9 protein-coding genes are annotated in these 12,676 nt (G+C 49.9%); 2 read left to right on the forward strand and 7 right to left on the reverse strand.

Annotated elements, in window-relative coordinates:
* Positions 1-114 precede the first annotated feature (114 nt).
* From cmk to mtnA, 7 genes are all read right to left on the reverse strand, one after another.
* Positions 115-783, reverse strand: coding sequence for a (d)CMP kinase (gene cmk / locus QEZ41_RS04120; protein WP_289410116.1), 669 nt, complete (start codon positions 781-783; stop codon positions 115-117).
* Positions 780-3,032 carry a bifunctional prephenate dehydrogenase/3-phosphoshikimate 1-carboxyvinyltransferase gene (locus QEZ41_RS04125; RefSeq protein ID WP_289410117.1) on the reverse strand — a complete coding sequence of 751 codons (2,253 nt, stop codon included), beginning with the start codon at positions 3,030-3,032 and terminating at the stop codon, positions 780-782. The genes cmk and QEZ41_RS04125 overlap by 4 nt, the downstream gene beginning before the upstream one ends.
* Complete coding sequence (gene hisC / locus QEZ41_RS04130) at positions 3,025-4,137, reverse strand: histidinol-phosphate transaminase (protein WP_289410118.1); 1,113 nt, start codon at positions 4,135-4,137, stop codon at positions 3,025-3,027. The genes QEZ41_RS04125 and hisC overlap by 8 nt, the downstream gene beginning before the upstream one ends.
* Before the next feature lie 22 nt (positions 4,138-4,159).
* Complete coding sequence (gene pheA, locus QEZ41_RS04135; protein ID WP_289410119.1) at positions 4,160-5,254, reverse strand: prephenate dehydratase; 1,095 nt, start codon at positions 5,252-5,254, stop codon at positions 4,160-4,162.
* A complete protein-coding gene (gene serC, locus QEZ41_RS04140) occupies positions 5,255-6,340 on the reverse strand; it encodes a 3-phosphoserine/phosphohydroxythreonine transaminase (RefSeq protein WP_289410120.1) in 1,086 nt (361 codons plus the stop codon).
* A 6-nt stretch (positions 6,341-6,346) separates the two neighbouring features.
* Positions 6,347-9,088: a DNA gyrase subunit A gene (gene gyrA, locus QEZ41_RS04145; protein ID WP_289410121.1), complete on the reverse strand. Its 2,742-nt coding sequence runs from the start codon at positions 9,086-9,088 to the stop codon at positions 6,347-6,349.
* A gap of 139 nt (positions 9,089-9,227) precedes the next feature.
* Complete coding sequence (mtnA, locus tag QEZ41_RS04150) at positions 9,228-10,307, reverse strand: S-methyl-5-thioribose-1-phosphate isomerase (RefSeq protein ID WP_289410122.1); 1,080 nt, start codon at positions 10,305-10,307, stop codon at positions 9,228-9,230.
* Positions 10,308-10,517: 210 nt separating this feature from the next.
* Here mtnA and QEZ41_RS04155 point away from each other — a divergent pair, with 210 nt between their 5' ends.
* Both QEZ41_RS04155 and ubiG read left to right on the forward strand, forming a co-directional pair.
* The gene (locus tag QEZ41_RS04155; RefSeq protein ID WP_289410123.1) at positions 10,518-11,846 is read left to right on the forward strand and encodes a TRZ/ATZ family hydrolase; all 1,329 of its coding nucleotides are present in this window, start codon (positions 10,518-10,520) and stop codon (positions 11,844-11,846) included.
* 131 nt (positions 11,847-11,977) lie between these two features.
* Positions 11,978-12,676 carry a bifunctional 2-polyprenyl-6-hydroxyphenol methylase/3-demethylubiquinol 3-O-methyltransferase UbiG gene (gene ubiG, locus QEZ41_RS04160; RefSeq protein WP_289410124.1) on the forward strand — a complete coding sequence of 233 codons (699 nt, stop codon included), beginning with the start codon at positions 11,978-11,980 and terminating at the stop codon, positions 12,674-12,676.

Here is a 12,676-nt window from a genome sequence, read left to right on the forward strand (position 1 = left end):
GAGTCATTCGACCCTATCCACATTCCAGACAATGTGGTCTGTATTTATAAGTACAAAACCTAGTTAATGTTTTCTGGATTAACCCGGCTTTATTAGAACGTTGTATTACAACGATTATCCAGTTAGGCCCCTTGAAGTGGCTTCACTTAGAATATGGTTTACTACCTGTTCGATGGTCATAGTGGTTGAATCAAGAACCACTGCATCTTCTGCAGGTTTTAAGGGTGCTATAGGGCGATTTATGTCGCGTTCATCACGCGCACGGATCTCCTCTACAAGATCCGCGAGATTAACAGTTTCGCCCGAATCCTTCAACTGTAAATAACGACGTCGCGCACGTTCTTCAGCACTGGCGGTTAAAAATACCTTCAACGGCGCCTCAGGGAAAATAACAGTTCCCATATCACGACCATCAGCAACGAGCCCTGGTAGTTCTCTAAATGCATGCTGACGTTTTAAAAGCCCTTCACGCACACTAGGCAAGGCAGCAATTTCAGAAGCAAATGTGCCTACCGTTTCACTACGAATTGCGCGACTAATATCGGCACCATTAAGCAAAATGCGCTCGCCAGTAAACTCAACCGGAAGCTGCGCGGCCAGTGTACGCAAGCTCGCTTCATTGGTGCGTGCGATGCCTGACTGCTCGGCAGCCAATGCCAGTATGCGGTACAGCGCGCCCGAGTCTAGAAGGTTCCACCCAAGAGCCTGAGCCACCAGCGCGGTAGCTGTACCTTTGCCTGAACCGCTAGGTCCGTCGATTGTGATTACCGGAATTACGCTCATGCTTGTGTCTCCGCGTTGACTGAAACGTGCATACCCACTTGCGCACATAAGGTTAAAAAATTGGGGAAAGATGTCGCCACATGCTGGCTGTCATGGATATATATTGGCTGCGTAGCACGCAAAGAGGCCACACTGAAGGACATGGCTATGCGGTGATCACCATGCGCCCAAACTTCGCCGCCGCCCATTGGCCCGCCATCAATAATGATCCCGTCCGCTAACGTTTCTACTTGTACACCTAGCGTGGTTAAACCTTCGGCCATTACCTGAATGCGGTCGCATTCTTTAACCCGCAATTCTTCTGCGCCGCGCAAGACCGTTCGCCCTTGCGCACAGGCTGCTGCAATAAAGAGCACGGGAAACTCATCAATTGCCAGCGGAACCAACTCTTCTGGCACCTCTATACCTTTAAGCGAGGCACTGCGTACGCGAATATCCGCCACACGCTCACCGCCCACTTCACGAATACGCTCCAAGCTAATATCTGCACCCATTAATTTCAGGATATCGATAACACCTGTGCGGGTTGGGTTAATGCCTACATGCTCAAGCACTAGCTCTGAGTTTTCCGCGATGCTGGCCGCCACCATAAAGAACGCCGCTGATGAGATATCTGCAGGCACTTCAATATGCGTGGCGGTGAGTTTATGTCCACTTTCAATTTTCGTTTTAGCGCCATGCACTTCTACCGGATAACCAAAACCTTGCAGCATGCGTTCGGAGTGATCGCGGGTTGGCGCAGGCTCCGTAACAGAAGTTGTACCTTTGGCATACATACCCGCCAGCAATAAGCAGGATTTAACCTGTGCGCTTGCCATTGGCATATCATAATGTATGCCGGTAAGTGGATGACCACCACGGATAGTTAAGGGTGGACGCCCTTCTGCTGCTGTCTCAATCATCGCACCCATTTCACGTAGCGGCTTGGCGATACGGTTCATTGGCCGTTTAGTTAGCGAGGCATCACCAGTTAAGATGGTATCAAAAGCTTGTCCAGCTAAAATTCCAGACAGCAAACGCATGGTAGTGCCTGAGTTGCCGACATAAATAGGTCCCGGTGGCGCTTGTAAACCATGTAGCCCCACGCCATAAATGACAACGCGTCCTTCGTGTGGACCTTCAATCACCACACCCATGTCGCGAAATGCTTGGATAGTAGCCAAAGCATCTTCACCTTCCAAAAAGCCTTCAACTTCGGTCGTACCCTCAGCTAATGAGCCCAGCATAATAGCGCGGTGGGAAATTGACTTATCACCCGGCACACGAATGCACCCGTTAACATTACCGCCAGGGTTGGCGAGAAAAACCAAATCATTATCAAGCATAGTTTGTATATAAGCCCGTTGTGCCAAAATTGTATTAAAGTGTTCGCGTGCAGCGCGTGCACGGGTGAAAACCCCCAGTAAGTAGTGACTGTCACCCTCTGCTATTGCTTGGCGCAGCACGACCAAATCCGCATTAAGCTCATCCAGTTGATGCAGCACTGCGTCCTTGTTGGATAGAAAAATGTCATGCCACATCACCGGGTCACTGGCGGCAATGCGGGTGAAGTCACGAAAACCACCTGCGGCATAGCGAAAAATTTCTAGGTTTTCGCTGCGTTTAGCCAGAGAATCAACCAAACCAAACGCCAGCAAATGCGGTAAATGGCTGGTGGCTGCCAACACACGGTCGTGGCTTTGCACATCCATGCATTCCACATCGGCACCAGTCGCCGACCACAGCTGGCGCACTCTAGTCAAAGCTAGCTCAGCGGTGTGCGCATGAGGCGTTAAAATAACTTTGTGATGCTTAAATAACGTAGCATCCGCGGCGGTTACTCCACTGCGCTCCGAACCGGCTATTGGATGGGCCGGCACAAGATTATGCGGCAAGTAGCCAAACGCACGTTGCGCAGCGGCAACAAAAACGCCTTTTACACTCCCCACATCGGTAATGACACAGGAGTCAGCCAGTTTAAGTTGCGCCAATTGTTGCAGTATTTTTTCTGTCGCCAAGACAGGCACTGCCAGCACTATGGTATCGGCGTGCAGAACGGCGGCCGGCAAGTCTTGACTGGCACTGTCCACCACGCCCATGGCAACTGCTTGCTGACACGAATCCAGAACGGTATCCACACCTACAACCTCAGCATACAGGCGCGTTGGGCGTATTGCCTTAGCTAGGGATGAGCCAATTAAGCCCATACCCACAATGACCAGCCTACCTAATGTTGTTGTTTTTACTGTAGGCATAGCCTTATCAACCATCGGATAAAATCTGTTTTAACACAGTCAGAAAGCGCGCGTTTTCTTCATGAGTGCCTATGGAAACCCGTAAAAAATTAGGCATGCCATAGCCTGCGACTGGGCGCACAATAACGCCGCGCTCCAGTAAAGCTTGGTTAATTGCGCTGGCATCCTGTTGGAAATCAACCGCAATAAAGTTGCCCTTTGAGTTAATCCATCGTAAGCCCAAGGCATTCAGTCCTAACTCCAACTGCTCCATACCCTGCTCGTTTGCCTGACGGCTGCGGAATAAATAATCCTCATCCTCAAGTGCAGCGCAGGCGGCAACTAGCGCCAAGCTGTTGACGTTAAAGGGTTCACGAATACGGTTGATTACATCGGCAATTTGCGCTGAGGAAATCGAGTAGCCGACCCGTAAACCGGCTAAACCATATGCCTTAGAGAAGGTGCGAGTCACAATTAAATTGGGATAGTTAGCCAAGTATTTCATACCGTCTGGCAACTCTGAACTGGCGGCATATTCAATATAGGCTTCATCCAGCACCACTATCACATGCTCCGGTACAGCGGCTAAAAACTGCTCTAGACTGGTGACATCAAACCAAGTGCCGGTTGGGTTATTAGGATTGGCAACGAATACCACACGGGTGTTTTCGTCAATCTCTTGCAGCATCGCTTCAAGATCATGACCGTAGTCTTTGGCTGGCACCACACGGCACTCAGCACCAGCGATAGTGGTGGCTATGGGGTAAACAGCAAACGCATACTGACTGAATACTGCGTTCAAACCCGGCGCAAGCCAGGCTTGTGCTACTAAGTCCAAAATATCGTTGGAGCCATTACCCAAGGTGACTTGCTCAGGCTCAACGCCATAATGCTCAGCCAGCTTTTGCTTAAGTATAAAACCATTACCGTCAGGATAGCGGGTTAACTCAGGCAGCTCTTTTTCTATTGCTGTCAACACCTTAGGGCTAGGTCCTAAAGGGTTTTCATTGCTGGCCAGTTTAACAATATCGGCTGGATTTAAGTCTAATTCACGCGCCAGTTCTTCTATAGGCTTGCCCGGAACATAGGGAGAGAGTCCTTGCAGATTAGGGCGCGCCAACGCTAAAAAATTACAGGTCATATAATAGTTGCCTTTGGCTTGGTTAGAGCACAGCTTTTGGATAAGAGCCTAATACTTTGACGCCTACCGATTTTGCGGTAATTTTCTCAAGCGCATCTTTAACCAGTGGGCTCTTTTGGTGGCCGACTAAGTCAATAAAAAACACATAGGTCCACTTACCACTGCGTGATGGACGCGTTTCAATGCGGGTTAAGTCAACACCGTTGTCATGGAAAGGTATCAAAAGCTCGTGCAATGCACCGGGCTTATTGCTTACCGAGACAATTACGGAGGTTTTATCCTCGCCTGATGGCGGCACTGCGTCATTACCAATAATCAAAAAACGTGTTGAGTTATCGGGACGGTCTTCAATTTTTTCAGCTAGAACAGTTAAACCGTAAAGCTTTGCGGCCATATCGCCAGCGATTGCCGCACTACTCCACTCGCTTTTAACTCGTTTAGCTGCTTCAGCGTTACTAGAAACGGCGACGCGTTCAACATTCGGATAGTGAGCATCCAGCCATTTGCGGCACTGCGCTAACGACTGGGCATGAGAGTAAATGCGGGTAATGTGATCGGTTTTCGTGTTCTCACCCACCAGCAAGTGATGGTGGATGCGCAGCTCGACTTCACCGGTAATAGAGATATCGTGCTCTAAAAAGCTATCCAGCGTGTGGTTGATCGCACCCTCGGTCGAGTTTTCCACCGGCACTACGCCGTAGCTAACAGCGCCAGCCACGACCTCACGAAAAATCTCATCAATAGCCGCCATGGGCTTGGCAATCACTGACTGTCCGAAATGCTTTAATGCCGCAGCGTGCGAAAACGTACCTTCTGGGCCTAGATAAGCCACTGTTAAGGGCTTTTCGAGTGCTAAACAGGCGGACATAATCTCGCGGAATAGACGTGCTGTTACCTCACTGTCCAGGGGGCCTTTGTTCAGCTCCATAATGCGTTTCAACACCTGAGCCTCACGCTCGGGTCGATAAAACACGGGCAGCTCTCCTTCCGCAAGATTCGCCTCTTTGACGCGACCCACTTCTTGAGCACAGCTGGCACGCTCGTTGATTAGCTCAAGGATTTTCTCATCAAGGCTATCAATGCGTACACGTAGTGCCTGCAATTCTTGTTCGCTCATTTAGGCTTTTTCCTTCTCAAAGGCTCGCATATAGTCAATCAATGCTTCTACGGCAGCCATAGGGACTGCGTTATAAATCGAAGCACGCATGCCACCAACTGAGCGGTGACCCTGCAGATTAAGCAATGCTCGCTCTTGCGCACCGGCTAAAAATGCTTGCTCCAAACGTGCATCCGCCAAACGAAACGGGATATTCATCCACGAACGGGCGCTTTTACTGATTGGGTTAGTATAAAAATCGCTCTTATCAATGTACTCATAAAGCAGGCGTTGCTTCTCAAAGTTAAGCTTGGCCATACCTTCAACACCGCCCTGCTCTTTAAGCCACTTAAATACCAAACCGGATAAGTACCATGAGAACGTAGGTGGCGTGTTGTACATCGAACCGTTGTCCGCTGCTACTTTATAATCAAGCATAGTTGGGCAGCTAGCACGCGCCTTACCCAGCAAGTCTTCGCGCACAATGGCGACGACCAAACCGCTAGGACCGATATTTTTCTGTGCACCCGCGTAGATCATGCCAAAACGGCTTACATCAACTGGTCGAGATAAAATATCGGAAGACATATCCGCTACTAGGGGTACGTCTCCTGATTCAGGAATCCAGTCAAACTGCAGACCACCGATAGTTTCATTGGTGGTGTAGTGCACATAGGCAGCTTGTTTATTCAGCTGCCATTCGTTTTGTCCAGGAATAGAAAAATAGTCATATTTTTTAGCAGAAGCAGCCACATTGATATTTCCATAACGTCGAGCTTCATCAATGCTTTTGCGCGACCAAATGCCGGTATCGATGTAATCAGCACTGCTGCTTTCCGGCAAAAAATTCAGTGGAATTTGTGCAAATTGTTGACTGGCACCGCCCTGCATAAACAGCACTTTGTAGTGTTCAGGGATGCTCAGTAAATCGCGCAGATCTTGCTCTGCCTGATTCGCGACTCCCACAAACTCATCACTGCGATGGCTCATTTCCATGATGGAAACGCCTTTACTCTGCCAGTCTAACAGTTCTTTTTGTGCCTGCTGTAGCACTGCCTCAGGAAGTGCCGCAGGACCTGCGCAAAAGTTATAGGCTCTTTTAGTCATGGAGTTTTACTCTTGATTGGTTGCAGATTCTGTTGAGTCCTGCGCGGCATCGGTATCAGCGTCCGCCTCAGTCTCATCCAGTGGTAAGTCATCAGTATCAGAAGGCTCTTGTACCCGTTCAATGCCCACCAAGTGTTCATCTTTGGACAAACGAATAAGAGTAACGCCTTGGGTGTTGCGCGACTGACTGGAAATCTCATCAACACGGGTACGTACTAGGGTGCCCTGGTCAGAAATCAACATGATTTCCTCTCCGTCGTGCACCTGCACCGCTCCGACCAATGCGCCGTTACGCTCATTTTGCACTTGTGCGATAACACCCTGCCCGCCACGTCCACGCAGTGGGAACTCGCTAAGCGAGGTGCGCTTGCCATAGCCTTTTTCTGAAGCTGTCAGGATGTAAGCCTCTTGCTCAGGAATTAGCATGGAGATTAAGCGTTGCCCTTCTGGTAAACGCATACCGCGCACACCACGAGCCGTACGACCCATTTGGCGAACTTTGCTTTCTTTGAAACGAATCACTTTGCCGCCGTCAGAGAACAGCATGACATGCTTGGAGCCATCAGTAATAGCTGCAGCAATCAGGGTATCTCCCTCATCTAAGCGCAAGGCAATCAGACCTGAGGTACGCGGGCGACGGAACTGAATGAGTGGTGTTTTCTTGACTGTACCTTTGGCGGTCGCCATAAAGATGTAGGCACCGTCGGCTTCGTCATACTCCAGCTCATCCGTGCTGTCATCTTCATCCTGCTCAACTGCAGTATCCGCGACCTCGATAACCTCATCGTCATCATTGTCGTCTTCACCGGCTTGTGCATTAAGTGCTTCTAGGTCAATTTCCAGCATCGCGGTAATGCGCTCGCCTTCTTCCAATGGGAGCAAGTTGACCAGTGGACGACCACGTGAGGTGCGTGACGCTTCCGGGATTTCAAAGGTGCGCAACCAGTACACTTTACCTTTACTGGAGAACAGCAGTAGCGTGGCATGGCTGTTAGCTACCAATAGATGTTCGATATAGTCTTCTTCTTTAACGCCTGTGGCTGACTTGCCACGACCACCGCGACGTTGCGCTTGATACACCTCAAGCGGCTGACTCTTGGCATAACCACCGTGCGAGATAGTCACTACACGTTCTTCTTCAGGAATCAGGTCAGCAATGGTCAAATCAACCTGTGATGCGCAGATTTCCGTACGACGTTCATCGCCATAATCACGCTTAATCTGTTGCAGCTCTTCACAAATCACTTCAAGTAAACGCTCTTCACTACCCAAAATGGCCAGCAGCTCGCCTATTTGTTGCAGAATCTCCTGGTATTCGGTGAGCAGCTTTTCATGCTCCAGCCCTGTTAGGCGGTGCAAGCGTAATTCTAGAATGGCTTGCGCCTGTTCTGGCGATAGGTAATACAGCCCTTCACGCAAACCATATTGTTCAGCGAGTCCATCTGGACGGCATGATTCTGCGCCAGCGCGCTCAACCATTTCCACCACAGAGCCTGATGCCCAGCCCACTGCCAATAAACGCTCTTTAGCTTCTGCTGGCGTGGGCGATTTTTTGATTAGCTCAATAACTGGGTCAATATTGGATAATGCAACAGCTTGGCCTTCTAAAATATGGCCTCGCTCACGTGCTTTACGCAGTTCAAATACGGTACGGCGGGTCACCACTTCGCGGCGGTGACGCACAAACACTTCAAGCAGATCCTTAAGGTTCAGCAAACGCGGCTGGCCATCGACCAATGCGACAGTGTTAATACCAAACACCGTTTGCATCTGGGTTTGCGCATAGAGGTTATTCAGTACTACCTCTGGCACTTCACCACGACGCAGCTCAATGACAACGCGCATACCGTCTTTATCAGACTCATCACGTAATTCACTGATACCTTCGATTTTCTTTTCTTTAACTAACTCAGCGATTTTTTCAATCAGCCTAGCTTTGTTGACCTGATAGGGCAGCTCATTAATAACAATTTGCTGACGTCCGCCTACTTTATCAATGTCTTCAACCTCAGTGCGCGCACGAATATGAACACGGCCACGACCGGTGCGGTAGGCCTCGATAATACCGGCGCGCCCATTAATAATCGCCGCCGTTGGAAAGTCTGGTCCGGGAATGAACTGCATCAAATCATCAACGCTAATCTCGGGGTTCTCAATCAGCGCCAAGCAGCCATTAATGACTTCAGTGAGGTTGTGAGGTGGAATATTGGTGGCCATACCCACCGCAATACCAGAAGAGCCGTTGATTAGTAGGTTGGGAACTTTTGTCGGCATAACCGCCGGGATTTGCTCGGTACCATCGTAGTTGGGTACCCAGTCAACGGTTTCTTTATCCAAGTCAGCTAGCAATTCGTGCGCTAACTTAGCCATACGCACTTCGGTATAACGCATTGCTGCAGCGCTATCACCATCAACCGAACCAAAGTTACCCTGACCATCTACCAGCATGTAGCGCAATGAAAATGGCTGCGCCATCCGTACAATGGTGTCGTATACAGCAATATCACCGTGCGGGTGATATTTACCGATAACATCACCCACCACACGGGCAGATTTCTTGTAGGGTTTGTTCCAGTCATTACCCAGTTCTTTCATCGCAAATAGAACGCGACGGTGTACGGGTTTTAAACCGTCACGCGCATCGGGTAATGCACGGCCCACGATTACGCTCATGGCATAGTCGAGGTAGGATTGACGCATCTCATCTTCGATGCTGATCGGCAAAATTTCTTTGGCTATGTCACCCATGGAAGCATGGTTCCTTATTGATTAGTGATGCAATTTAACTGGCGAAGTATAGCACATTTAGCTTTAGTCGCGCCTAGGGGTGCGTTGTAGTTGTGAAACCATTGACTTAATATCCTTGCTTAGGCTTCATCGCTGGCACTCAGTGCAGCGCTGCATGGCTCATTAACTGCTGCATTTTCTCCAACGTGGGCTGCTCAACCACTCCACGCTCGGTCACTATTACATCCACCAAATGTGCTGGAGTCACATCAAACACTGGATTAAACGCAGGCACAGATGCAGCTATTTGCACTCCCGCTACTGTAAACAGCTCATCGGCCGTGCGTTCTTCAATCACGATATCGGCGCCTGTTTGCAGTTGCATATCAATCGTTGAACTGGGCGCGACCACCATCAAACGTACATCGTGATAGCGGGCTAATACCGATAGCTGATACGTACCTATCTTGTTGGCCACATCGCCATTGGCCGTAATGCGATCCGCCCCCACAATCACCCACGTAATATCTCCTTCGCGCAATAAATGTGCAGCGGCTGAGTCAGCGTTCACCGTTAACGGAATTTTATCGCTGGCTAGCTCCCAAGCGGTTAAACGCGAGCCTTGCAACCAAGGGCGAGTCTCATCCACATGCACATGATTGACCAAACCTGCCAAGTACGCAGCGCGCACAACGCCTAAAGCTGTGCCGAAACCGCCGGTTGCCAAGGCCCCGGTATTGCAGTGGGTCAATACGTGCTGAGGCGCTTCGCAATGATGTCGAATAACCTCCATCCCCAGCTGCGCCATAATCAAATTGGCTTCACGATCGCTGTGATAAATCTCTAGCGCCGCCTGCTCCAGCAGAGGCAAAGGGGAGGTTTGGGCAGGAACTTTAGCTAAGACACTGCGCATACGCTCAATAGCCCAAAATAAATTGACGGCTGTGGGTCTGGATGCAGCCAACTGTTGCAAATCCTCTTCCATGGCACTGCGCCAACTGTGCGGCTCATCCTGATAGCGCTGCCGCGCCGCCAATACCACAGCAAAAGCGGCAGCTATGCCAATAGCCGGCGCACCGCGTACCACCATATCGCTAATGGCCTGGGTCACTTGCACCGAGGTTTGGCACTCAATCCAGCTTTCATTTAAAGGCAGCACGCGTTGATCCAGCAGCCATAAAGCGCCCTCTTTCCATTCAAGCGCCTTAATACGCTCAGCGGCTATCAGTTGTTCACGCATCGTTTTCACCCGTAGAAAAATGCGGTGTAGTATAAAGGATGCGTGGCAAAAGTGCCTGTACCTCGCACAATAGAATGTCTTGCTTTAGTCGGTATTGCTGACAAACGTCCTGCATCCTCGGCGAATAGCTGAAATTCTTAACCTGCCAGCTGCTCTCTTGCAGCTGCTTTGGCTATACTCTGCCACTTGAATATTCCAAGGATTTTTTGCATGACATCACAAGCACACCTAGACTTACTTATTCTACCCAGATGGCTGGTACCTGTTGAGCCTGCCGGTGTCGTGCTTAGCCATTACGCACTAGGTATTAGCGGCGATAAAATCAGCCTGATTGCACCTCGCGAACAAGCACTCAAACATCCTGCAACGCAGGTACTAGAGCTGCGAGAAAGCCTGCTTATACCGGGATTGGTTAATGCCCACGGCCATGCGGCCATGTCCTTGTTTAGGGGGCTGGCTGATGACCTGCCCTTGCATACTTGGTTGCAAGAACATATCTGGCCGGCTGAGTCCAAGTGGGTTAATGAGCATTTTGTTCAGGATGGCGCAGAACTGGCGATTGCCGAGCAACTGCTCAACGGCATTACCTGTTTTTCTGATATGTATTTTTATCCAGAAATCCTGTGTCAACAGGTGCACCACAGCGGTATACGTGCGCAAATCAACATGCCCATTATAGACTTCCCAATGCCCGGCGCACGGGACACAGATGAGGCTATACGCCAGGGTTTAAGCCTGTTTGATGATTTTAAACACCACCCACGTATCCAGATTGGTTTTGGCCCGCACGCACCCTACACAGCTAATGACGAGAATCTAAGTAAGGTACTCACCCTAGCTAATCAATTAGATATCCCAATACAAATGCATGTGCATGAATCTGCACATGAAGTACAGGAGAGTCTGGACAAATACGGACAGCGGCCATTAGCGCGTTTAGCTAAACTGGGTTTACTCGGCCCGCGTTTCCAAGCCGTGCATATGACGCAGGTAAATAACGAGGATATTGAGCTGCTCGTGCAAAACAACTGCAGCGTTATTCACTGCCCTGAATCGAACCTTAAGCTTGCCAGCGGTTTTTGCCCAGTTGAGCGCTTATGGCAGGCAGGTGTTAATGTCGCCATAGGCACAGATGGTGCTGCCAGTAACAACAACCTGAACCTGCTCGAGGAAACCCGGACCGCTGCTCTACTGGCTAAAGCTGTGGCCAACGACGCCAGCGCGCTCAATGCTCACCAAGCGTTGCGTATGGCAACCTTGAACGGCGCACGTGCCTTAGGCATGGAGGAGTTGGTTGGTAGTTTAGAAGTGGGCAAGCTGGCTGATTTGCTCAGTGTTAATCTGTCGGCTCTTGCAACGCAGCCTGTCTACGATCCGGTTTCACAACTTATTTATGCCGCCAGCAGCGAGCAGGTTGAGCATGTGTGGGTCGGTGGAAAACAGTTACTCGCTAACCGCCAGTTGTTACGCATGAATACGCAAGAGATAAAGCACAAAGCCATGTTCTGGCAAGAAAAGATATCTAAAACAAACAACTAGAGCTCTTTATTGAAGCAAAATATCGTTCAATAACTCTGCAAACAATCTTAAAGCCGCTGCACAGTGCAGCAAAAATCGGTCAAAGCTGGCATCATATGCAGCATTATTTTAACCAAATTACAGGAATCTCCATGCCAAACGTCGATCAGTTGGAAGTTGCTAAATTCGAAGCCTTGGCTCATCGCTGGTGGGATCGCGAAAGCGAGTTTAAGCCCCTGCATGACATTAACCCACTGAGAGTTAACTGGATTGATTTGCGCGCACCACTGGCCGGCAAGCGCGTCTTGGACGTGGGTTGTGGCGGCGGCATCTTAAGTGAAGCCATGGCGCTGCGTGGCGCCAAAGTCACCGGCATTGATATGGGCGAAGCACCTTTAGCCGTTGCCCGTCTGCATCAGTTAGAAACTGGCGTTGAAGTGGATTACCGGCAAATTACTGCCGAGCAGCTGGCAAAAGAAATGCCAGAGCAGTTTGATGTGGTCACTTGCTTGGAAATGCTTGAGCACGTCCCCGACCCCGCCTCGATTATTCAGGCGTGTTATCACTTGGTGAAACCGGGTGGACAGGTGTTTTTCTCTACGATTAACCGCAACCCCAAGGCCTATTTGCTAGCCGTGGTGGGTGCTGAGTATGTGTTACGCATGCTGCCGCGCGGCACGCACGATTACAAGAAGTTTATCAAACCATCTGAGCTGGGCGCCTGGAGCCGTGAAGCAGGTTTGCACACCCACGACATTATCGGTTTAACCTACAACCCGCTGTTAAAACGGTACAAGCTAGAAAGCAATGTGGATGTAAACTATATGCTGCATTGCAGCAAGCCACTCTGA

Origin of the sequence: Thiopseudomonas acetoxidans (assembly GCF_030362935.1) — a bacterium.
Lineage (GTDB): Bacteria > Pseudomonadota > Gammaproteobacteria > Pseudomonadales > Pseudomonadaceae > Thiopseudomonas > Thiopseudomonas acetoxidans.

What these genes read in the sequence shown, in the direction of transcription:
- cmk (WP_289410116.1), bottom strand. Translation starts at nt 783, where the DNA reads ATGAGCGTAATTCCGGTAATCACAATCGACGGACCTAGCGGTTCAGGC.
- QEZ41_RS04125 (WP_289410117.1), bottom strand. Translation starts at nt 3,032, where the DNA reads ATGGTTGATAAGGCTATGCCTACAGTAAAAACAACAACATTAGGTAGG.
- hisC (WP_289410118.1), bottom strand. Translation starts at nt 4,137, where the DNA reads ATGACCTGTAATTTTTTAGCGTTGGCGCGCCCTAATCTGCAAGGACTC.
- pheA (WP_289410119.1), bottom strand. Translation starts at nt 5,254, where the DNA reads ATGAGCGAACAAGAATTGCAGGCACTACGTGTACGCATTGATAGCCTT.
- serC (WP_289410120.1), bottom strand. Translation starts at nt 6,340, where the DNA reads ATGACTAAAAGAGCCTATAACTTTTGCGCAGGTCCTGCGGCACTTCCT.
- gyrA (WP_289410121.1), bottom strand. Translation starts at nt 9,088, where the DNA reads ATGGGTGACATAGCCAAAGAAATTTTGCCGATCAGCATCGAAGATGAG.
- mtnA (WP_289410122.1), bottom strand. Translation starts at nt 10,307, where the DNA reads ATGCGTGAACAACTGATAGCCGCTGAGCGTATTAAGGCGCTTGAATGG.
- QEZ41_RS04155 (WP_289410123.1), top strand. Translation starts at nt 10,518, where the DNA reads ATGACATCACAAGCACACCTAGACTTACTTATTCTACCCAGATGGCTG.
- ubiG (WP_289410124.1), top strand. Translation starts at nt 11,978, where the DNA reads ATGCCAAACGTCGATCAGTTGGAAGTTGCTAAATTCGAAGCCTTGGCT.